The following is a 20,321-nucleotide window of genomic DNA, read 5'->3' as shown; positions in this document are numbered from 1 at the left end:
CCGCGCGCGGCGACGGGTGAAGTCGCTGGTTTAGCCGCGGACAGCTCGGGTGCGGGCGTTTGGGGCGCGATTGGCTCGAATAACCGGACCGGCGGTCTGAAAATGCAGGCAGTCGTCGCAATTGTGGCGAACCGTGGAAGAATTCATGGATGGTCGGGAAATACCACAGCGCAAAGAGTCGAAGCAATGATATAGAATAAAGGCCGTCTATGGATTCCACCGATTCCCATTCCAATAAATTTCACTGTGCGATTTGCCGCCGCGCATTCGCCGAGTGGTTGCTGCGCATTTGCGTCGAAGATACCGCGGGCTTTCGCCAGCAGGCCTTTATCTGCGGCAACTGCGCGGTTAAACTCCGCCTCGCCTCGGAAAAAAATCGCGACCTGCAGATCGATCCATGGATACACGAGGCGGTCGCCAGCGTGCTGCGCGGCAAGAATCCCGACAAGCCGGAAAGCTAGGCGGGCGGGTCTAAGGAAGAAAACCAATCGATGGCGGACGCATCGAGATCCGGCCGTTCGGATAAGTCAGATTCGCAACCCGGCAACGCGGCCGGTGCGGAACTATGGCCCCGTGAGGAAGCTCGGCGGCTTGCAGAGCGCGTCGCGGCGTACGAGCCGGCGCGTCCGGTAATTTTCCAGAGCGGCTTTGGGCCGTCGGGATTGCCGCATCTGGGCACGATGGCGGAAATTCTGCGTCCGTCGTTCGTGCGCAAGGCGTTTGCTCTGATCGAGCCGTCACGGCCGTCGCGGCTGATCGTCTTCATCGACGATCTCGACGGACTCCGCAAGGTGCCGGAGAACGTGCCGAAGCGCGAGGACGTCGAGCAGTACCTCGGCATCCCGGTCTCGAAGATCCCCGACCCGTTCGGATGCTGTGCCAGCTTTGCCGATCACATGATCGGACTGCTCGGCGGATTTCTGGCGCCGGTCGAGGTCGAGTACGAACTGATGCGCTCGGCCGAGATGTATTCGTCGGGGCGCTTCGACGAGGGACTGAAGTTGATCCTCGACAAGCACGCCGAGATCACCGCGATCATCGCGCCGACGCTGCGCGAGGAAAATCGCGCGGGATGGTCGCCGTTTATGCCGATTTGTCCCAACTGCGGGCAAGTCGTCGAGCGAACGGTGTCGGCGTACCACCCCGAGCGCGCATCGATCGAGTTCGCGTGCGAAAAGAGCGCCGGTGGCAAGTCGGGATGCGGTTTTCGCGGCGAGCAGTCGGTGCTCGGCGGCAAGGCCAAGGTGCAATGGAAGGTCGATTGGGCGCTGCGCTGGTACGTGCTCAAGGTCGATTACGAATTGTACGGAAAGGACCTTACCGACTCGGCGCGGCTCTCGGGACAAATTATGCGCGTGCTGGGTGCGCAGGCGCCGCTGGGATTTCCGTTCGAGATGTTCCTCGACGAGCAAGGCCGCAAGGTCTCGAAGTCGGTCGGCCGCGGCGTGACCGTTGACCAGTGGACGCGCTACGCGCCGATCGAGGTGCTCAAATTTTTCCTGCTGCGCAATCCGCGCCGGGCGCGCAAGTTGTTTCTCGAGGCGATTCCGCAATACGTCGACGAATATCTCGACGCGTTGCGCGCCTACGCGGCGGCGTCGCAGCAGCAGCGGCGCGAATCGGTGCTCGAATTTGTCATCCAGAGCTCGACGCCGCGGCGATTCAACTCCGAGCTCAGCTTCGCGATGATGACCAACGTGGTCGGCGCGCTGGGCACTTCGGATCGCGAGCACATCTGGAATTATCTGGTCCGCTACGACGCCTCGATCGCGGGCGATCCCGAAACGGAAGCGATGGGCCGGGCGCTGATGGAATGCGCGCTCAATTTCTACCGCGATTTCATGGTGGCGGAGCCCTACACGCCGACGGATGCGCAGCGCGCGCAGCTGAAAAATCTCGCGGCGTATTTGACTGAAAATCAGGGTGCCAGCGCCGAAGAGATCGAGAAGAAGATTTACGATCTTGGCCGCGAAAATTACGACAAGCCGGGCAAGATCTTTCCGCTTGTGTATCGCTCGATTCTCGGCCAGGAGCGAGGTCCGCGCCTGGGCGCGTTCATCCGGCTGGCCACGCCGGCCCGCATCGTCGAACTGCTCGACGCAACGATCGGACGCTCGGGCTAGACGAATTCGGCAAACACGGAGTCGGCCATTTCCAGGCCGCGATCGGTCAGTTTGATTCGGCCGCGATCGAGCGTCAGCAACCCGTTGTTGAACAGCGGGGTGGCGACGCTACCGAAGACGCACTCGAAGTTGCGGCCGAAGCGCTCCTGAAAATCGGCCGGCGCGAAGCCTTCGCGCAGGCGTAGATTGAGGAACACGAATTCACTCTGCGCGCCGGCTTCTTCGATCGTCTCGGCGCCGGCCTCCGCGTTCGCGCGCTCTTCGATCGCGGAAATGTAACGCGCCGGGAGCTTTTCGTTCCACCATCGCTTTGGCCGGCCGCCACGTTCATCGCCTGCGTAGCTATGAGCGCCCGCGCCGATTCCGAGGTACGTCTGCGCGCGCCAGTAGGTCAGATTGTGGCGCGCTTCGTGGCCGGACGCTGCATAGTTCGAAATTTCATACATCGGATAGCCGCGCCGCGGGATTTCCTCGCGCACCGTTTGATACATCGCGGCCTGCTCGTCGGTCGCGAGCTGTTTGATTCGTCCGCGCATCAAGTCCGTGAAAAAAGCGGTGCCTTCTTCGAAGGTCAGGTTGTAAGCCGAGATGTGATCGGGTTCGAGCGCGGCCACCGATTCGATGTCGAAGAGAACATCGGCAACCGTCTGTCCCGGAACCGCGAAGATCAAATCGAGATTGAGCCGATCGAAGCCGGCGCGATGCGCCATTCTTGCGGCTGCGCGGGTTTCGTCGGCGCAATGAATCCGGCCGAGAAACTTGAGCGTCGCGGCATTGAACGACTGCGCGCCGAAACTGATTCGATTGACGCCCGCCGCGCGCATCCCGCCGAGTTTCGCCAGGTCCACGGTGCCGGGATTCGCTTCGAGCGTTATCTCCGCGTCGTGTTCGATCCCGCAAACGCGATTGGCGGCGTCGATAATCTCACCGATGGATTTGGGATCGAACAGCGACGGCGTTCCACCCCCAAAAAAGATTGTCCGGATGCGCCGGCCTGAATACGGCGCAGTGCCCGCCCGGTACTTGAGCTCAGAAATCAGCGCGCGGGTATATTGCGCTTCCGGCCATGACGATGCCGCGTGCGAATTGAAGTCGCAGTACGGACACTTCGATTGGCACCACGGAATATGGACGTAGAGCGAAAAGCTCACACGACGATTGTAGCGCGCCTTGAGGCCTGCGCGAACGCCCGCTACTACGCGCCTTTGACGGTCGCTATACTCCCTGCGTCAGAGGGAACTTGTCCGAAATCGCACCCAATCGCCAGGATCGCAACGAACCGCGCGTCGAGGCACGCCCCGGCCCCGCCAGCGCTAGCGGATCGGGCGCGAGCCGGGCGGGCACGATCGCCGCGGGCGTGTTGCTCAGCCGGATTGCCGGTCTGGTGCGGGACAGCATCTTCGCGCATTTCCTCGGCGACTCGGCCACCGCCGACGCGTTCAAGGCGGGGTTTCGCATCCCGAACATTCTGCAGAACCTGTTCGGCGAGGGCGTGCTGTCCGCGTCGTTCATCCCGGTTTACGGAAAACTGCTGGGCGAGGGCGACAATGAAACCGCCGACATGGTCGCCTGGGGCGTCGGCGCGATTCTGACGCTCGGCGTGTCGGTGCTGGTGGCGATCGGCGTGATGGTGACGCCGTATCTGATCGACGTGATCGCGCCGGGCTTCGAGGGCGACAAGCGCGACTTGACGATTCAGATCGTGCGCATCCTGTTTCCCGGCGCGGGATTGCTGGTGATGTCGGCGTGGTTCCTCGGCGTCCTGAACAGTCATCACAAATTTTTCGTCTCGTACACCGCGCCGGTGGCGTGGAACGTCGCGATGATCGCGGCGCTGCTCTATTACGGGCCCCGCCGCTCGCAGGACGGACTTGCGATCGCGATCTCGTGGGCGTCGGTCCTCGGCTCGGCTTTGCAAATCGCGGTACAGGTTCCGCAAACGCTGGCGCTGCTGAGAAAGCATCGCATCGACTTCGCGCGCATTGCCGCGCCGCTGCGATCTGTGTTCCACAACTTGACGCCCGTGGTCGTCAGCCGCGGCGTGGTCAACCTGAGCTCTTACGTGGACAACGTGCTGGCGAGCCTCTTGCCGACCGGCGCCGTCGCAGCGCTCAACTACGGCCAGTTGCTCTACATGGTGCCGATCAGCCTGTTCGGATACTCGGTGGCCGCGTCGGAGCTGCCCGCGATGTCGCGCGCCGCGGGTGCGACGCCCGAGCAAATGAGCGCGATTCTGCGCGTGCGATTGAACCGGGGACTGCGCCAAATCGCGTTCATGGTGGTCCCGTCGTCAGCGGCTTTTTTGATTCTCGGCGACGTGATCGTCGCGATGATTTATCAATCCGGCGCGTTCACCCGCGCCGACGCGGTTTACGTGTGGGCCGTGCTCGCGGGTTCGGGGGTAGGGCTGCTCGCAGCGACGATGGGCCGGTTGTACAATTCGGCGTTCTACGCGCTGTTCGACACCCGCACCCCGCTTCGATTCGCACTAATCCGGGTCGCGCTGACGCTGGTGCTCGGCTATCTATGCGCGATCCCACTGCCGCCCATGCTCGGAATCGCGCAGAAGTGGGGCGTGGCCGGACTGACGGTGTCGGCGGGCGCGGCAGGATGGGTCGAGTTTGCGCTGCTGCGATGGGCGCTGAACGGGCGCATCGGATGGACCGGGATCGAGCGTTCGTATCTGGCGAAGTTGTGGGCGCTGGCTCTTGGAGCCGCCGCGCTCGCGTTCATGCTGAAATTTCGGATGGCGGGATTCGGGCCGCGCATCCAGGGGTTGGCGATTCTTTCGACTTACGGCGGGCTCTACTTATTCGGCGCCTGGATGCTTGCGATGCCGGAACTCAAGCAATTCACCGACCAAATCACGCGCCGTCTTTCGCCGCGCGCGGCTTCGAACTCATCCGATCAATAGTCGCGCTGGTGGAGCGTCCGCCCAGCAACGGCGCCAGCGCCACGGTTCCTCCGCGCGATTCGACGAAGGCCTGGCCGTCAACCCGCTTGCCGCGCCAATCCTCGCCCTTGATCAAGACGTCGGGTTTGACCGCGCGAATAATTTTCTCGGCCCGCGTTTCGTCGAACACAACTACGTAATCAACCGCTTCCAGGGCCGCGAGGATTCGCGCCCGCTCCGCCGCGGGATAGATGGGGCGCGCGTCGCCCTTGAGCCGCCGCACGCTGCGATCGCTGTTGAGTCCGACCACCAGCAGGTCGGCCTGCGCGCGCGCAAACGCGAGCATCTGGATATGGCCGGCGTGCAGCAGATCGAAGCATCCGTTGGTGAAGGCGATCCGACGGCCGGCGCGCCGCTCGCGCTCCAGCACCGCCTTGAGTTCGTCCACCGAATTGATTTTGCGCTCGTAGCTTAAGTGAGCGGGACTCAGCGCGCGGGCGAGATCTTCGCGCGTGATCACTTCGGTGCCGATCCGGGTCACCTCGATACTCGCGGCCAGGTTCGCGATCGTCGCCGCCGACGAGAAGCCCAGTCCCGCGATCGAAAACATCCCGAACACGCTCAGCACCACGTCGCCCGCTCCGGTCACGTCGTAAACCTCGCGCGGCGCCGTCGCGATGTAGGTATCTTTGCCGCCGCGCTCCGCCAGATACATCCCGTCGCGGTCGAGCGTTATCAGGCACGCCTCCAGGCCGAGCTTGCGCACGAGAGTTTCGGCCGCCTTGCGCCACGCGCCGCGGTCGGTGAGCTGCATCCCGGTGGCGACTTCGGTTTCGTGACGATTGGGCGTGAGCGCGGTGGCGCCGCGATAAATCGAAAAGTCCTCCGTCCGGCGCGGATCGACTATCACCGGGATGCCGCGCGCCCGGGCTCCATCGATCAGCGCCCGCAACACGGCCGCAGTCAGCATCCCCTTGTCGATATCCGATATCAGCACGCCGTCGCAGTTGCGAAGCTCGGACTTGACGCGCGCAATCAGCTCGCGTTCGCGCGCGGGCTTGAGCGGACTCGGGTCTTCCTCATCGACGCGCAGCAGTTGCTGGGTCGCGCGATGGGCCGCCTGCACCGAACCGAGCATTCGATCCTTGACGATGGTGGGGCGGTCGGGATCGATCAGAATCGAGCGCGTATCGATTCCCAGGTCGGCAAAAATCTCGCGCAGCAGATCGCCGTTTCGATCCGCGCCCACCACGCTGAGCGCGCTCACGTCCGCCCCGAGCGCGCGCAAGTTCGCCATCACGAAACCCGCGTTGCCGGGTTTTTCCTCGCGGCGTTGCACGCGCAGGATCGGAATCGGCGCTTCGGGCGAGATTCGCGCGACATCGCCCCACAGGTAGCGATCGAGAATTACCTCGCCGGCCACCAACACGCGCAATGGCTTGAGCGCCGGCAGGCCGTGCTCGTGACGCGCGGATTCAGGACGAGCGGAAGCGGGCGTTTTGGGTCGAGTCATGATGCGGCATCTTACGCCGCGCCGCGGCCCGGGTTAAACAGTTGAACAGTTGAGCACAGTTAAAAACGCGAGCGCTCCTTCTCATCTGATCGCGTAGCCGCCATCGACGTACACGATCGATCCGGTTACGAAGTCCGACGCGTGTGAGGCCAGAAACACCGCCGCACCGGCGGTCTCCTCGGGCTTGCCGAAGCGGCCGGCCGGCGTGCGCGCGATTATTTCCTCGAACCACGGGCCGCTCTGCGCGACCACCGTCATGTCGGTTTCGATCCAGCCCGGCAGGATCGCGTTGACCTGGATGTTGTGCGGCGCGAGCTCGATCGCCATCGTCCTGGTCACCTGCACCAGCGCGCCCTTTGCCGCGGCGTAAGGAATTATGCCCTGCGCGCCGAACCGGGAATATTCGCTCGCGATATTGATTATCTTGCCTTGCTTGCGGGCGGCCATCGATTGCGCCGCGATCTGCGAAAGGAAAAAGCATGAGTTCAGGTTCGTTTCGATCACTCGGTCCCAGTCCTCGGCCCTGAAATTCAACGCGCTGCCCATGATCGCGATTCCGGCGTTGTTGACCAGAATCGAGACGGGCCCCAGCTTGCGCTCGGCTTCCTCCATCGCCGGGCGCAGGTCGTCGCGCCGCGTCACGTCGAGCTTGATCGCTAGCGCCGGTACGCCCGCGTTGGCGAGCTCGTCCACGACAGCGCGATTCTTCTCCTCGTTGCGCGCAAGGATCGCGACCGCCGCGCCGGCTTGCGCCAGGCCGAGCGCGATCCCGCGCCCGATTCCACCGTTGCCGCCCGTGACCACGGCGACCTTGCCGCTCAAATCGAACATCTTTGGACTCGCCATAACGTTTCTCCCGCGCGAGCAGTTGGACAGCGACTGCTCAGCGCTTCTATATTGGCGTTTCACACCGGCCGCAACCGAAACGCGATGAGCGGCGCGTTTGCGCGGTGATTAAAGAAAAGACGGAGGTGGCGCGCTGTAACAGCACCCTCACCCCCGGCGCGGACGCCGTTCCCTCTCCCGCAAGCGGGCGAGGGTTAATAGGTACTCAAGAGACATAGAGGGAAAATCACGACGATGGGACTACGAACGGCTGAACAGTACAAAAGCTCGCTGCGCGACGGCCGCGCGGTTTTTTTCAGGGGCGAAAGGGTGGCGGACGTAACCGCGCATCCTGTTATCGCAATAGCAGTCGAGCACGCGGCGCTCGACTACCGGATGGCTCACGATCCGAAGTATCGCGAGCTCGCGGTGGTGAAGGAGGGCGCCGACGAGTACAGCCGCTACTACCATGTTCCGCAAAATGGCGACGACCTGCTCAAGCGCAGCGCGCTGATCGCGGCCGCGACGCGCGAGGGTGCGACGCTGGTGGTGTTGATCAAGGAAATCGGCACCGACGCTTTGCTCGCGCTGCATATTATCGGCGAGCGGCTCGCGGCTGCCGGCAAGCCCGAGTACCGCGAGCGCATCCACAAGTACTACCGCAATTGCCGCGACAACGATCTCGCCGTCGCCGTCGCGCAAACCGACGTCAAGGGCGATCGCGCGCTCGGGCCCACGCAGCAGGATCATCCGGATTACTACGTCCGAATCGTCGAGGAACGCCCCGACGGCATCGTCGTGCGCGGCGCGAAGGTCCACACCAGCGTCGCGACCAACACCAACGAGGTGATCGTCCTGCCGACCCGCGCGATGCGCGCCGAGGACAAGGCCTACGCCGTCGCGTTCGCATTGCCGATCAACACGCCGGGACTGAAGCTGCTCGCGTCGCCCCACGGCAGCTCGCATAAAAACGATTTCGAGCATCCGATCAGCGCGCGGCACAAGATGATGGAGACGCTGACGGTCTTCGACGACGTGTTCGTGCCCAGGGAGCGGGTGTTCCTGCAAGGCGAGATCGACTTCGCCGGGTTGCTCGCGCTGACCTTCGTACGCTTCCATCGCTTCACCGCCGTGTCGTACAAACTGCCGCTGCTGGAACTGATGGCGGGCGCGGCCTATGCCGTTGCCGAGGCCAACGGAATCTCGCGCGCGGGTCACGTGCGCGACAAGCTGACCCATCTCGCGGCCTATCACACCATCGTGCGCGGACTGATCGAGCATGCCGCGCGCAGCTGCACGCTCGAGGACGGCGTCGCGGTGCCCAATACCCTGCTCACCAACGTCGCGAAGTATCACTTCGCTCACAACTACCACCAGGCGGTGCAAATCGTGCAGGATCTCGCCGGCGGTCTGCTGGTGACGGCGCCCGCCGCTGAAGATCTCACCAGCGAGGCGACCGGCGCCTACGTGCTCAAATACATGGGCGGCGCGAAAGGCTTCGATGCCGAGAAGCGCCTCAGGCTGCTGAACCTGATTGGCGATCTGACGTCGTCGGATTTTGGCGGCTACCAGGAAGTGCTGGCGGTGCACGCCGAAGGCGGTTTCGAAGCCGAGAAGTTGCAGGCTTATCGCGAGTACGACTTCAAGACGGTGGCCGCATACGCGCGCAAGCTCGCGGGGATCTGAGAGCAACGGGAGAACTTAATTGAATGTGAAACCCACGGCGGGTTTCACATTCAACGCTAATGCAGTTCGCCGCCGCCGGCGACGTTGATCGTTTCGCCGGTAATGTTTTCCGCGCGGCACAAATAGACCACCGCCTCGCCGATATCGGCCGGCGTCTGCTCGCGCTTGAGGAACGTGTTGCGCGCGATAAATTCGTCGAACGCCGCCTCGCCATTCAACCCGTACTGAACGGCGACGATCGGACTGAGCACGTCGGTCCACATCGCAGTGCGCAGATACCCGGGGCATACCGCGTTGACGCGAATGTTCACCGGGCCAAGCTCTTCCGCCAGCGATTGCGTGAAGCCCACCGACGCGAACTTGCTCGCGCAGTATGCCGACATGCCACCGTGACCGGTCTTGCCCGCCACCGACGCGATATTAACAATCGCGCCCTCGCGCTGCTTCATCAGGTGCGGGATACACGCCTTGGCGCACAGGAACTGGCCCTTCACATTCACCGCCATCACGCGGTCCCACGCTTCTTCGGCAAAACCGCTCACCGGCCCGAACGCGATGATCCCGGCGTTGTTCACGAGGATATCGATCGTGCCGAGTTTCGCGGCCACCTCCGACGCCATCCGCTCCAGGTCGGCAAACCGCGTCACGTCGGCGAGGATCGGGATGGCCTTCACGCCGAGTCCCTTGACTTCCTCGACCGTGCGATTCAGTTCAGTTTGCGCGCTTAGATTGTAGGTAAGCGCGCGGTCCGCCGGACTGCCGAGATCGACCAGCGCGACGTTTGCGCCCGCCGCCGCCAGCTTGAGCGCGATTCCGCGGCCGATTCCCCGCGCCGCGCCGGTGACGATTGCATTCTTGCCCTTGAGTTCCATCCGATTTTCTCCCTGGTCTGCGTGCTATCCAGCCCGACGGCTGCGGACGGCGGCAAGCGCGCTCGCAGGCGTTTACTCGAACGCGTTCTCGCCCGTGATGTCGCGGCCGAGGATCAACGTATGCACGTCGAAGGTGCCCTCGTAAGTGTTCACCGTCTCCAGGTTCAGCATGTGACGGATCACCGGGTACTCGTTCACGATTCCGTTGGCGCCGAGCATGTCGCGCGCGTCGCGTGCGATCTTCAGCGCCTCGTTGACGTTATTTCTCTTGGCGAACGATACGTGCTCCGGGCGCATCTTGCCCTGGTCCTTCAGATGAGCCAGGCGCAGGCAAACCATCTGCGCCTTGGTGATCTCGGTCAGCATCCTCACCAGCTTTGCCTGCACCAGTTGATAGCCGGCCAGCGGACGCGAAAACTGCTTGCGCGACTTCGTGTAATCCAGCGCGCAATGGAAACACGACCGCGCCGCACCGATCGCGCCCCACGCGATTCCGTAGCGTGCCTGCGTCAGGCATCCCAGCGGACCCTTCAGCCCGCGCGCTTTTTCCAGATGAGCAGTCCTGGGAATTCGCACGTCTTCTAAAATCAGTTCCGAAGTGATCGACGCGCGCATCGAAAATTTCCCGTGCATGTCGCGCGTCGAAAATCCCGGCGTCCCCTTCTCGACCAGGAACCCGGTGATGCCCTCGTCGACCTTCGCCCACACGATCGCGACGTCCGCGATCGAGCCGTTGGTGATCCATCGCTTGGTCCCGTTGAGGATCCATCCGTCGCTATCGCGCCGCGCCCGCGTTTCCATCCCGCCCGGATCCGACCCGTGGTCAGGCTCGGTCAGACCGAAGCAACCGATCAATTTTCCCTTGGCCATTTCCGGCAAGTAGCGCTGCTTCTGTTCCTCGCTGCCGTTTGCATAAATCGCGTACATCGAAAGCGCGCTTTGCACGGACGCGAACGAGCGCAGCCCCGAGTCTCCCGCTTCGAGCTCCTGCATGATCAGGCCGTACGCGACGTTATTCATGCCCGCGCATCCATAGCCCTTGAGATTAGCCCCAAACATTCCAAGCTCGGCCATTTGCGGTACAAGATGCATTGGGAAGGTTTCACTGGCAAAATGGCGCTCGATCTCTGGCAAAATTTCGCGATCCACGAAACGTTTGGCCGTATCGCGGGCCATCCGTTCTTCATCGGTCAGCAGGTCGTCGAGGTGAAAAAAATCGAGATCTCTCAATAAATCTGGCATCTTGTGCTCCATCCGATTTTTGAAACGTGTTTTACTGTGAGATTGCGGACGCAGACTGTGGGCAGAGTCCAGCCCGGTCGAGCGATCCTCTGGATGAACGAAATCATGCCCCCGGGTATCATGCGCTTTTGATCCGCGCGCGGTCGTTTCGTACGCTGATTCAGAGCCGAATTATCACGGCTACTACTTGCATCAGATTTGAGTATCACGTAGCCTTATATCCCAAGTCGCCAATATGCATATAGAAACGCTAAAGGTCTTCTGCGACATAATCGAGAGCGGAAGCTTTTCTTATGCCGCATCGCAAAACTTCGTCACTCAGTCGGCGGTCAGCCAGCAGGTCAGAAGCCTCGAAGAGAAGTACGACTGCCGATTGATAGAACGCGGACGAGCCGGAGTCAAACCCACCCCGGCCGGACAAATTCTGTACACTTCGAGCAAGGAAATCGTGCGCCGTTTTCTGGAATTGGAAAACCGGTTGCGTGAGATCGGCTCGGTGGTCGCGGGCACGATTCGCGTCGGCACTGTTTACAGCGTTGGCTTGCACGAATTGCCGCCGTATCTGTCCGAATTTCTGCGCAACTATCCGGCCGTCAATGTACATCTCGAGTATCTGCGCTCGAACAAAATTTACGAAGACCTCATCGAAGGCAAGGTCGATCTTGGCGTCGTCGCCTATCCTTCCAAGCGCAGCCAAATCGTCTCGGTGCCGTTTCGCCATGACGAACTCGTGCTCGCGGTGCCGCCCGACAATCCACTGGCCAAGCACTCGAAGCTAAGCGTCGGACAGTTGCAGGGTCAGAAGTTTGTCGGATTTGAGCGCGATATCCCGACCCGAAAGGCCTCCGATCGAATCCTGCGCCAGTACGGCGTCAAGCCGGTCTACGTGCTCGAATTCGACAACATCGAGACCATCAAGCGCGCCGTCGAAATTGGCCTTGGATGCGCCATTGTGCCGCGGATGACGGTCGAGAACGAGGTCGCGCGCGGCGCTCTACGGATGCTTGAGTTCCAGGAAGGGAACTTTATGCGTCCGCTGGCGATCATCTACAAGCGCGGCCGCGAGCTCTCGCCTGCGGTGCGCAAGTTTATCGAGACGCTGACGACCAGCAACGTCGTGCCCCGCGGTCGCGGCGACAAGACTGGCGACAAGACTGGCGACAAGACTGAGCGTCCGCCACGCGGCGAGCGCGCTGAGCGCAACAACGACGCGAACAACTCGGATCGCGCCGAGAAAGTCGAGAAAGTCGAGAAAGTCGAAAAGACGGCGTAGCCGCAACGGATCATTGACGACGAACGGCCGGGTCGTGGCGACTCGGCCGTCTTTGTTTCCCGCTTCCCCGCACGCCGGCAATCTCTTCGAGATCATCAGTCTTCTCCAGCGCCGCGAAGGCGTGCGTTTCGAGATCAAGGCCGCGCGCACGTAATCTCGTAGCTCACAGGCTCGCCGATGAGCTACTGCGCGCTCGCGCATAACGCTATGCGCGTTCAGCTTGCTCTATTTCAGCGCGGCGCGCAGCCGCTCGCGGTCGAAGCCTGCGATCATTTGTTTGCCCGCGACGACGATCGGGCGCTTGATTAGATTCGGCTCCTTCACCATCAGCGCGAACGCCTGCTCGACCGTGAGCGATTTACCCGCTAGGCCCATCGCCTTGAAGGCCGGGCTGCGCGGGTTTAGAAAATCGCGCGGGTCGCGGCCCGCAAAAAGATCCTTCAGCTCAGCCGCACTCAGCGCAACTCGCGCATAGTCGCGCTCGTCGAGTTCGACGCCGAGATCCTTGCGCAAGAAACTTCGCGCGTCGCGGCAAGTCGTGCAAGTGGATTTCCAGACAAAACGGATCCTCTTCATGCGCGATTCGCGATGCTCCGGCGCCTTGCTGCTACTCGACGTTCGAGTTCGGCGCCGATCCGCCCGCGGGACCGCTGCCGTGATCCAGCGGCTGCCCGCCTGCCGACGACGATGCGCTCGCGGACGAGCCCGCCTGCGGAAGCGGCGCTATCGGCGCGACGCTTCCCGACGATGAACTTGACGAGGGACCCTCAGGCGGGGTTTCGGTCGGCCCGCTGAAGTTGATCGGCTCCTGGCCGGCCAGCATTTGCGGCGTCACGACGTAATCGCCGCCGAGCGCGCTGCGCCACACGGTGTTGGCAGCCTGCGAATTGCCGGCGGTCACCAAAAAGGTCCCGCCGCCAACGATGCCGCCGAGCAGTGCGTAGACCAGCTTGGCCGGGATGTAGAGAACATTGCAGAACAAGGCGCCGACGCCGTAACCCGCGCCCGGCCAATTAACGCTGTTGGCCTGCGGCTGCGGCACCTGCATTGGCGTCGCAGCGCCTGCCGGCTGCGTCTGTGCCGCGGCATACTCGGCGAGCGGACCGGCCGGCATCGCGAGCATCACCGACAATCCCAGCGCGAACGCAGCGAATCTGAAATTTCCCTTCCTCATGATTTCCTCCACCGCCAGCTCGGACGTAAATTGCTACTCGGTTTTGACCACTGCCTCGGCCGGCAGCAGTCCCATCAAATGACGAAACGCGCGCTCGAGATATTCGGCGTTCTTCGACTCGAGCGTTAACTTCACGCGGTAGTCGGGATCTCCGATCCGCGGATACGAGCCCAGCATCAACTCCGGAAAATTGCGCATGCAGTCGTTCAGGTGATCGGCGATCGTGCCCTCGCCGGCGGTCAGGTAAATCGCGCGCATGAAATACGGGTCGGCCGCAAAGCGGCTGCTCAGCGCCCGCAGCTTGGCCTCGAACAGTTGCGGGATTCCGGGCAGCACGTACACGTTTTCGATCTGCACGGTCGGAAAACGGATGTCGCCGGCTTCGTTGAGGACCGCGCCCTCGGGCACTTCGGCCATCTTGAGGCCTGCGCCGACCGAGCGCTCGTGGAAATGTTTGCGGATGAGGCGCTCGAGCTCGGGATGGACCACGAGACGGCGGTTGAATGCGCGCGCGACGCCTTCCATCGTAAGATCGTCGTGGGTTGGGCCGACGCCGCCCGAAGTGATCACGAAATCGAAGTTGCGGGAACAGTACGAGACTTCGCCGGCGATCGGCGCAAGTTGGTCCGGGATGGTTGCGATACGAGCCAGCGCGACGCCGATCTGGTGCAGCTCGCGAGCCGCGAAATACGCGTTGGAATCCTGAACCTTGCCGGAAAGGATTTCGTTACCCACCACAACCAGCGCGCAGCTGCGTTCTCGCATTCGACTGCAGGCTCCTTGCGCGATCCGCCTCAGACCGCATTATCGCAAGCGGCGGCTATCAGCGGCAATGGGGTAAACCGGCGATCAGCGATGCCTACGACGGGCCGGCGTCGTCGATGTCGGGCGCCTTCGCCTCGATAAACTCTTTCAGCCGGCGCTTGAGCCGCGTTTCGATCTGCCGCACGCGCTCGCGGCTGATTCCGAAGCGGGTGCCGATCACCTGCAGCGTCTCGGGATCCTCCGACAGCAGCCGCGCCTTGAAAATCTCCAGCTCCTTCCCCGCCAGCGTCGCGGCGAACTGCTCGACCTTGTCGTGGGCGAAGTCGCGCCACTCGCGGTCGGCGGTTTCGGTTTCCGGGTTGTGCGCGGCGTCGGGGATTACGTCGAGCAGCCGCGTGTCATCGCTGGCGCCGGCGGGTTGATCGAGCGATAGCTCGCTCTGCCCCATCCGTTCCTGCATCTCACGCACGTCGCTTTCCCGCACACCCATCCGATGCGCGAGCAGGAGCGGCTGCGGAGTGAATCCCTCGCGCTCCAGCCGTTCGGTCTCTTTGCGGAGATTGAAGAACAGCTTGCGCTGCGCCTGGGTTGTGCCGATCTTGACCAGCCGCCAGTTGTTGATCAGGTAACGGTAGATATACGCGCGCACCCACCACACCGCGTAGGAGGGAAAGCGGATTCCATGCTCGGGGTCGAAATTCTTGACCGCTTCCATCAGGCCGACGTTGCCCTCCTGTACCAGGTCGAGCACGTTTTTCGTCGCGCGCGCGAACTCGTACGCGAGTTTCACGACCAGGCGCAGATTGGCGGTGACCAGCCGGTAAGCGTCCTCCGGATCCTTGTCCCTGACGTAGCGCCGCGCGATCACGGCCTCCTCCTCGCGCGTCAGCAGCGGGAAGCGGCGAATCTCGGCCAGGTAGCGGCCCAGCGGATCGGCGGCTACGAGCGCGCCGCCGTCGTTGGCGGCGTCGGCTTCAACCTCGGCGGGCTCCTGCTCGGACGGCGCCGGCGCTTCGTCGTCGGTGCTTTCTATCGGACGAAACTCGGAGACTTCGATCGGCGCGTCATCGGCAGCCTCGGCGCTGACGCCGGCTTCGGGGCCGAGCTCCAATTCGGACTCTTCAGCCGCGATCGGCTCGGGAATCGCGCGCGCGCGACGAGCGTCGGCGCCGGCGTTACTAGCGCGTTTCGCTTTGGTTGTGCGCTTGCGACGGATCGGTTTGCCGGGTTTGCGCGCCACAGGCTGGCTCCAGCTTCACCACACGCTGGTACGAGATGCGGACACCAATGCTCGAGCCGTCGGCGGCGCGGCGCGGTGTCGGTTCTTGTCGAATCGATCGTGCCCGGTCAGGCGTCGGGTTCTTCGATCGTGACCTTGCCGGCGGCGATTTCGCGCAACGCCGTGACTACTTCTTTGTTGTCCGATTCCACCAGTGGCCGCGCGCCCTTGAGCAGTTGTTTGGCGCGCCGCGCCGCGCCGAGCACGAGCTCGAAGCGGTTGGGGATGTTTTCCAGGCAATCTTCAACGGTAATTCGTGCCATTAGGCGTTAATTCTCCGGCGCATCGCGCCTCTTGTCAACGCGCCCGCTATCGGTAGGCTGGAACGGCATGGAGGCTCCGCAAGTTTGATGGACAGGTTTGGGACGTTGCGCCAGTTTATCCTGATCACGGGACTCGCGCTGATCGTCGCGGCCGCACGGCCCGCCGCGGCCGGCGATCCGGCCACGATCCTCGCGGGCAACCATCCCGACGAAGCCGCCGAGATTGTGGGCGAGGCCGCCGCATCGCCTTCGCGGCCGCTCGCGATGCAGCTCACGATGGCGCTGCGCAATCGCGCTGAACTGACGCGCCTGCTTGCCGATCAGCAGAATCCGGCGTCATCGCAATACCATCGGTGGCTGACTCCGGATGAATTCACCGGCCGTTTCGGACCCACGGAGGCCGACCTTGCGCGAGTCGCGCGATGGCTTAAGAAAAAGGGTTTCACCGTCAGGTCTGCCGACGCCTCGACCCGAGAGGTCTCTTTCACCGGCACGGTGGTGCAGGCGGAAAACGTCTTCGCCGTTAAGATTGCCGCGACGGCCGACGCCCGTCTGTATTCCAACACCGGCGATCCCGCCGTACCCGCCGACCTCGCACCGCTAATCGAATCGATCCGCGGCCTCGACAACCTGCTGCACAGCAAGCCCGCGATGCATCGCGTGCCCAGGCGCGATTCCAGCGCCAGTTCGCCCGATGCAATGGTCAGCGGCGTCGGGCCGGCCTTCGGTCCTGCCGACATATATGCCTTCTACGACGAAACGCCGCTGTTGAACGGTGGCATCGACGGTAGCGGCGCCGGGTGCATCGCGGTCGTCGAGGACTCGAACATCGATCAGCCTGCCGCGGACGCATTCAACAGCCAGTTCGATCTGCCCGCGCTGACGATCGGCGCTAACTTCAACATCGTGTTGGTTGATGGCACCGACCCGGGCCAGACTGTGGACGCAGACGAGACGATGCTTGACGTGAACTATTCGCACACCGTCGCGCCCGCTTCGAGCATCCGCATCTATCTCGGCGATCAGAACCACACGAAGTCTTCAGCCATTCTCGACGCAATCCATGCTGCGGTGACGGAAACGAACAGCCCGTGCAGCGCGATCAGTATCAGCTTCGGATTCTGCGGCGGCTCGAAAGGCTTCTACCGAACCCAGAACGGTTTGTTTAAGCAGGCGGCTGCGCAAGGCCAGTCCGTGTTCGTCGCGACCGGCGACACAGGCGCAGTGGCGTATGTATTTAATCAGAGGCAGGGTGCTTGCGTGCCCGCCACGACACGCAGTGTCAGTGAACTGGCAGCGTCGCCATACGTGACCGCGATTGGCGGCACCGAGTTCACGCCTGTTTTCGACGGCAACGGCGACGACGCCGGCTCCGTTGCAGAAAGCGTGTGGAACGACAGCCGCGGCGCCTCCGGCGGCGGCCAGAGCAAGGTCTTCAAGAAGCCCGCGTTTCAGAACGGGCTGATTCGCAAGGATAAAAGGCGCGACGTTCCCGACATCTCGTTTGGCGCCAGTCCCTATTCGCCGGGTTTCTTCTATGGCGGCCGCGACCCGTACACCGGCGTGCCTGCCGTCGAATGCTGCATCGGTGGCACCAGCATCGGCGCTCCATCATGGGCGGGCATCAGCCAACTGATCTCGCAGCAGAAGGGCGCTCCGGCCGGCAATCTCAACACGCGAATCTATCAACTCGGCGCGGAGAACGACGGCGCAACGACCGGGATTCGCGACGTGACGTCGGGCAACAACTCTGCCAACGGAGTCGCCGGATTTTCCGCGGTCCCCGGCTATGACAAAGCCAGCGGATGGGGCACGGTCGATATGGGGCTGTTCGTCCCGGCGTATTTGGGACTGTAGCGGGTCCAATCAGGCGCGATTGCGGTCCGACTACCGGCAGATGGCGGATAAGGTGGGGTATTTGGGCGCTTGGTTCAGGCCAAGCGAGGCCAAGATTAGCCGCGCGATCGCCGGATAAATGGCATCGGTGGATTTATAATCCTCTGCGCGGTTGGGAAAGCGGCGCCATTAGTGGCTGTCCGCGCTCAAGAGAGCCGCCGCCCTTGCACACCTTCAACATAGGGCACCCGCTACCGCCTTAACCCGGATCGGGACCACTACTACTCGGGCGCGCTGCCTCGACATGCAACTCGACCCGGCGCATTCTAAGCCGGGAGGTTAAGCCAATGGCAAACAACGACGAAACCGACGACGAGCTTCGCCGGCGAGTGGAGGCCATAGCCGAGAAGATCATCCTCGACCGCAACGCGTGCGGATTTGCCGAACTTGGCAGGTGCGGGGGCGACGTAAAGGTGTCACGACACGGACCGAAGCTGCCGGGGGCCAAGGGCGTGTACCTGCCCGGCGAGGACTTCGTCGAGTGTGGGATGTGTGGGAGCGACGAACACTTCCTCAACCTTCGCGCCTTTCATCGGGGCGAGCTGTGAAGCTCAGTGCCAGGCAAGGGACCCACGTTGCAAGTAACTTTTACGAATCTGCATCTCAACCACAACAACGGTTCTATCTCCCCGAGCTCGATGCCCTACGCTTCACGGCATTCGCAGCAGTGTTCTTCTATCATCTGCGGGATGCGGGGGACGAAAGCAGTTTCCTTCCGGGCGCTCAACATAGCGCTCTACTGAATCTGGCCGCTCGAATCTGGGACTCGGGCCGCTTTGGTGTGGACTTATTCTTTGTACTCAGCGCCTACCTAATCACGGAGCTTCTGATGCGCGAGAAGGATCGGACGGGCCAGGTGGACCTGTCGGCCTTCTATTGCCGACGCATCCTGCGCATCTGGCCGCTCTATTTTTCGTTTCTTGGCGCGATATTCATCGTGCTAAGGCTGGTCCCTTTTATAACCGTCAATATGCGATATTTCGCCTGTTTCGCGCTATTCGTCGGTAACTTCGTGATATTCCGGTGGCCACCTGGCGCATCGCTGGTACTTTCGTCGCTTTGGAGCGTCTGCATCGAGGAGCAGTTCTACTTGAGCTGGCCGCTTGTGGCGCGCAGTCTCACCCGCAACAGCATCGGGAGCGCCGGACTCCTAGTGTGGGGTGTCTCGATTATGTTTCGCGCGATGCTGAGCCATAAAGGTGTGCCAGCCTTCGCTTTCTGGTATGACACCTTGGCCCACCTGGACCCGATTGCCTGCGGGATTCTACTCGCTGCTATTTTTTCCGGGTCATTACCGAAAACCGAATATCGCTGGGGCTTGATCGTGGCGGGCGCATTTCTCTGGGTGTGTGCGAGCGGCGCTCCACCGTTCCTCAGCTATCCGATGTCGGCCCTCGGCAGTGCGCGTTTCTGCTCGCTGCGATAGGGATCAACGCGGCAGGCTGGATGATCTATCTTGGCCGCATCTCGTACGGGCTCTATGTCTTCCACGGACTGGCGCTGGTCCTGGTCGTGCATGCTTGCAAAAGCTTGCCGCCATCTGAGAAATGGGCCTTGTTTCCGCTCCTGGCTCTTGCAGTCACGATCTTACTGGCGGCTGCATCCTATCAGTGGCTCGAATTGCCGTTCCTACGGCTCAAGAAACGGTTTCAGCATGTGCAGAGTCGATAAGTGAGTAGCCTCAAGGTTCCGAGGCCGCTACAAGCCGTGATCGAGGTAACCGAGGTGTTTCGGAAAACTTACCTGCGTTACCAGTGCACCAGGATCGGCCGCCGGAATCGACGAGAGAACCAAGGTCTACGTCGCGGCGGCGCGATGAGCCTGTCGCCCACCTGCGCGAGCGCGGCGGCGTGGCGGAGATTCATGCCCGTGAGTTAGCAGACTGCCGCGCGACCGACAACTTCGCCTCCCCGACAGAGCAGTACTGCCACTGGCACAGGGCAAATTATGAGGATAAGGATCGCGGATCCGGGGTCCCTCCGCTTCGCGGACTTTGGTCGGAATGACACGAGGAAGGGAGCGACTTCGGTCGGGATGACACAAAGAAAGAGCGCGCGGACAGGGGCATCCTGGATAGCGGACCCTCACCCGCGCCGTAGGCGCGGCCTCTCCCTGTCAGGGCGAGGCAGGGAAGGAGCCGGGATTCTTCGCTTCGCTCTAGAATGACACAAGAACGAAGACGACCCTCGTGTCATTCTGAGCCGCTGCGGCGAAGAATCTCGCCGGACAACGAAAACTCCGGCGTCCGGCGCCCAACGACTGCAAACGCGCTTACGCGCGAGATCCTTCGCTGCGCTCAGGATGACACAATAAAAATTCTAACAGGCCGCCAGGCCGCATCTTCTTCCTCACTAAGGTGCAGGGGTTACCCCTGGCCGTGGCGACGGCAGCGCAGTATTAAGCCATTGGCAAGGGGCCGCGCCCGCCAACGGCGGGCGGTCGTTGGCACGACGGGCCAGTATTAATTCGCAGGGGTCACCCCAGCACCCACGGCGGGTTTCGCATACAACTAAGTTC

19 protein-coding genes are annotated in these 20,321 nt (G+C 62.4%); 9 read left to right on the top strand and 10 right to left on the bottom strand.

Features of this window, described 5'->3' with window-relative positions; all coding sequences use genetic code 11:
* Nucleotides 1-209 precede the first annotated feature (209 nt).
* Together VIO10_RS05945 and lysS are read left to right on the top strand one after the other, a co-directional pair.
* A complete protein-coding gene (locus VIO10_RS05945; RefSeq protein ID WP_331960827.1) occupies nucleotides 210-461 on the top strand; it encodes a hypothetical protein in 252 nt (83 codons plus the stop codon).
* Between the two features lie 30 nt (nucleotides 462-491).
* Complete coding sequence (lysS, locus tag VIO10_RS05940) at nucleotides 492-2,123, top strand: lysine--tRNA ligase (protein ID WP_331960824.1); 1,632 nt, start codon at nucleotides 492-494, stop codon at nucleotides 2,121-2,123.
* Here lysS and hemW read toward each other — a convergent pair.
* Nucleotides 2,120-3,274, bottom strand: a complete 1,155-nt coding sequence (gene hemW / locus VIO10_RS05935) for a radical SAM family heme chaperone HemW (RefSeq protein ID WP_331960821.1) — start codon at nucleotides 3,272-3,274, stop codon at nucleotides 2,120-2,122. The genes lysS and hemW overlap by 4 nt on opposite strands.
* Nucleotides 3,275-3,363: 89 nt before the next feature.
* Between hemW and murJ the strand changes: the two genes are divergently transcribed.
* Nucleotides 3,364-5,037, top strand: coding sequence for a murein biosynthesis integral membrane protein MurJ (murJ, locus tag VIO10_RS05930; RefSeq protein WP_331960818.1), 1,674 nt, complete (start codon nucleotides 3,364-3,366; stop codon nucleotides 5,035-5,037).
* Here the strand turns inward: murJ and VIO10_RS05925 are convergent.
* The gene (locus VIO10_RS05925) at nucleotides 4,988-6,529 is read right to left on the bottom strand and encodes a bifunctional heptose 7-phosphate kinase/heptose 1-phosphate adenyltransferase (protein ID WP_331960815.1); all 1,542 of its coding nucleotides are present in this window, start codon (nucleotides 6,527-6,529) and stop codon (nucleotides 4,988-4,990) included. The genes murJ and VIO10_RS05925 overlap by 50 nt on opposite strands.
* Nucleotides 6,530-6,610: 81 nt before the next feature.
* Nucleotides 6,611-7,375 (bottom strand): glucose 1-dehydrogenase, encoded by a 765-nt coding sequence (locus VIO10_RS05920; RefSeq protein ID WP_331960812.1) that lies wholly within the window; start codon nucleotides 7,373-7,375, stop codon nucleotides 6,611-6,613.
* 234 nt (nucleotides 7,376-7,609) lie between these two features.
* Here VIO10_RS05920 and VIO10_RS05915 point away from each other — a divergent pair, with 234 nt between their 5' ends.
* Nucleotides 7,610-9,040 carry a 4-hydroxyphenylacetate 3-hydroxylase N-terminal domain-containing protein gene (locus VIO10_RS05915; RefSeq protein WP_331960809.1) on the top strand — a complete coding sequence of 477 codons (1,431 nt, stop codon included), beginning with the start codon at nucleotides 7,610-7,612 and terminating at the stop codon, nucleotides 9,038-9,040.
* A gap of 56 nt (nucleotides 9,041-9,096) precedes the next feature.
* Here VIO10_RS05915 and VIO10_RS05910 read toward each other — a convergent pair whose 3' ends face one another.
* Together VIO10_RS05910 and VIO10_RS05905 are read right to left on the bottom strand one after the other, a co-directional pair.
* The gene (locus VIO10_RS05910; protein ID WP_331960807.1) at nucleotides 9,097-9,912 is read right to left on the bottom strand and encodes an SDR family NAD(P)-dependent oxidoreductase; all 816 of its coding nucleotides are present in this window, start codon (nucleotides 9,910-9,912) and stop codon (nucleotides 9,097-9,099) included.
* 72 nt (nucleotides 9,913-9,984) lie between these two features.
* Nucleotides 9,985-11,154, bottom strand: coding sequence for an acyl-CoA dehydrogenase (locus tag VIO10_RS05905; RefSeq protein WP_331960804.1), 1,170 nt, complete (start codon nucleotides 11,152-11,154; stop codon nucleotides 9,985-9,987).
* A gap of 235 nt (nucleotides 11,155-11,389) precedes the next feature.
* On the opposite strand from VIO10_RS05905, the gene VIO10_RS05900 reads away from it, so the two are divergent.
* Nucleotides 11,390-12,427 carry a LysR family transcriptional regulator gene (locus VIO10_RS05900; RefSeq protein WP_331960801.1) on the top strand — a complete coding sequence of 346 codons (1,038 nt, stop codon included), beginning with the start codon at nucleotides 11,390-11,392 and terminating at the stop codon, nucleotides 12,425-12,427.
* 13 nt (nucleotides 12,428-12,440) lie between these two features.
* The gene (locus VIO10_RS05895; protein WP_331960798.1) at nucleotides 12,441-12,581 is read left to right on the top strand and encodes a hypothetical protein; all 141 of its coding nucleotides are present in this window, start codon (nucleotides 12,441-12,443) and stop codon (nucleotides 12,579-12,581) included.
* Nucleotides 12,582-12,652: 71 nt separating this feature from the next.
* Here the strand turns inward: VIO10_RS05895 and VIO10_RS05890 are convergent, their stop codons facing one another.
* The 5 genes from VIO10_RS05890 to rpoZ all read right to left on the bottom strand — a co-directional run bounded on the left by VIO10_RS05890 (nucleotide 12,653) and on the right by rpoZ (nucleotide 15,908).
* Complete coding sequence (locus VIO10_RS05890) at nucleotides 12,653-13,003, bottom strand: arsenate reductase family protein (protein WP_331960795.1); 351 nt, start codon at nucleotides 13,001-13,003, stop codon at nucleotides 12,653-12,655.
* A 31-nt stretch (nucleotides 13,004-13,034) separates the two neighbouring features.
* Nucleotides 13,035-13,601, bottom strand: a complete 567-nt coding sequence (locus tag VIO10_RS05885; protein WP_331960793.1) for a hypothetical protein — start codon at nucleotides 13,599-13,601, stop codon at nucleotides 13,035-13,037.
* A gap of 33 nt (nucleotides 13,602-13,634) precedes the next feature.
* Nucleotides 13,635-14,366, bottom strand: a complete 732-nt coding sequence (locus VIO10_RS05880; protein ID WP_331960790.1) for a competence/damage-inducible protein A — start codon at nucleotides 14,364-14,366, stop codon at nucleotides 13,635-13,637.
* Nucleotides 14,367-14,460: 94 nt separating this feature from the next.
* A complete protein-coding gene (locus VIO10_RS05875) occupies nucleotides 14,461-15,606 on the bottom strand; it encodes an RNA polymerase factor sigma-32 (RefSeq protein WP_331960787.1) in 1,146 nt (381 codons plus the stop codon).
* A 107-nt stretch (nucleotides 15,607-15,713) separates the two neighbouring features.
* Nucleotides 15,714-15,908, bottom strand: coding sequence for a DNA-directed RNA polymerase subunit omega (gene rpoZ / locus VIO10_RS05870; RefSeq protein WP_324094404.1), 195 nt, complete (start codon nucleotides 15,906-15,908; stop codon nucleotides 15,714-15,716).
* A gap of 87 nt (nucleotides 15,909-15,995) precedes the next feature.
* Here rpoZ and VIO10_RS05865 point away from each other — a divergent pair, with 87 nt between their 5' ends.
* The 3 genes from VIO10_RS05865 to VIO10_RS05855 all read left to right on the top strand — a co-directional run bounded on the left by VIO10_RS05865 (nucleotide 15,996) and on the right by VIO10_RS05855 (nucleotide 19,230).
* Nucleotides 15,996-17,765, top strand: coding sequence for a S53 family peptidase (locus VIO10_RS05865; protein ID WP_331960779.1), 1,770 nt, complete (start codon nucleotides 15,996-15,998; stop codon nucleotides 17,763-17,765).
* Nucleotides 17,766-18,091: 326 nt separating this feature from the next.
* A complete protein-coding gene (locus VIO10_RS05860; protein ID WP_331960776.1) occupies nucleotides 18,092-18,352 on the top strand; it encodes a hypothetical protein in 261 nt (86 codons plus the stop codon).
* Nucleotides 18,349-19,230: an acyltransferase gene (locus VIO10_RS05855; protein ID WP_331960773.1), complete on the top strand. Its 882-nt coding sequence runs from the start codon at nucleotides 18,349-18,351 to the stop codon at nucleotides 19,228-19,230. Before VIO10_RS05860 ends, VIO10_RS05855 begins: the two co-directional genes overlap by 4 nt.
* Nucleotides 19,231-20,321: the final 1,091 nt, after the last annotated feature.

Origin of the sequence: Candidatus Binatus sp. (assembly GCF_036567905.1) — a bacterium.
In the GTDB taxonomy this organism is placed as follows: domain Bacteria; phylum Desulfobacterota; class Binatia; order Binatales; family Binataceae; genus Binatus.
The sequence above is the reverse complement of the archived record's forward strand: the minus strand, read 5'-3'. Positions and strand labels throughout refer to the sequence as shown.

What these genes read in the sequence shown, in the direction of transcription:
- VIO10_RS05925 (WP_331960815.1), bottom strand. Translation starts at nt 6,529, where the DNA reads ATGACTCGACCCAAAACGCCCGCTTCCGCTCGTCCTGAATCCGCGCGT.
- VIO10_RS05900 (WP_331960801.1), top strand. Translation starts at nt 11,390, where the DNA reads ATGCATATAGAAACGCTAAAGGTCTTCTGCGACATAATCGAGAGCGGA.
- VIO10_RS05945 (WP_331960827.1), top strand. Translation starts at nt 210, where the DNA reads ATGGATTCCACCGATTCCCATTCCAATAAATTTCACTGTGCGATTTGC.
- VIO10_RS05890 (WP_331960795.1), bottom strand. Translation starts at nt 13,003, where the DNA reads ATGAAGAGGATCCGTTTTGTCTGGAAATCCACTTGCACGACTTGCCGC.
- VIO10_RS05880 (WP_331960790.1), bottom strand. Translation starts at nt 14,366, where the DNA reads ATGCGAGAACGCAGCTGCGCGCTGGTTGTGGTGGGTAACGAAATCCTT.
- lysS (WP_331960824.1), top strand. Translation starts at nt 492, where the DNA reads ATGGCGGACGCATCGAGATCCGGCCGTTCGGATAAGTCAGATTCGCAA.
- VIO10_RS05910 (WP_331960807.1), bottom strand. Translation starts at nt 9,912, where the DNA reads ATGGAACTCAAGGGCAAGAATGCAATCGTCACCGGCGCGGCGCGGGGA.
- rpoZ (WP_324094404.1), bottom strand. Translation starts at nt 15,908, where the DNA reads ATGGCACGAATTACCGTTGAAGATTGCCTGGAAAACATCCCCAACCGC.
- VIO10_RS05920 (WP_331960812.1), bottom strand. Translation starts at nt 7,375, where the DNA reads ATGGCGAGTCCAAAGATGTTCGATTTGAGCGGCAAGGTCGCCGTGGTC.
- VIO10_RS05915 (WP_331960809.1), top strand. Translation starts at nt 7,610, where the DNA reads ATGGGACTACGAACGGCTGAACAGTACAAAAGCTCGCTGCGCGACGGC.
- VIO10_RS05865 (WP_331960779.1), top strand. Translation starts at nt 15,996, where the DNA reads ATGGACAGGTTTGGGACGTTGCGCCAGTTTATCCTGATCACGGGACTC.
- VIO10_RS05860 (WP_331960776.1), top strand. Translation starts at nt 18,092, where the DNA reads ATGGCAAACAACGACGAAACCGACGACGAGCTTCGCCGGCGAGTGGAG.
- VIO10_RS05885 (WP_331960793.1), bottom strand. Translation starts at nt 13,601, where the DNA reads ATGAGGAAGGGAAATTTCAGATTCGCTGCGTTCGCGCTGGGATTGTCG.
- VIO10_RS05905 (WP_331960804.1), bottom strand. Translation starts at nt 11,154, where the DNA reads ATGCCAGATTTATTGAGAGATCTCGATTTTTTTCACCTCGACGACCTG.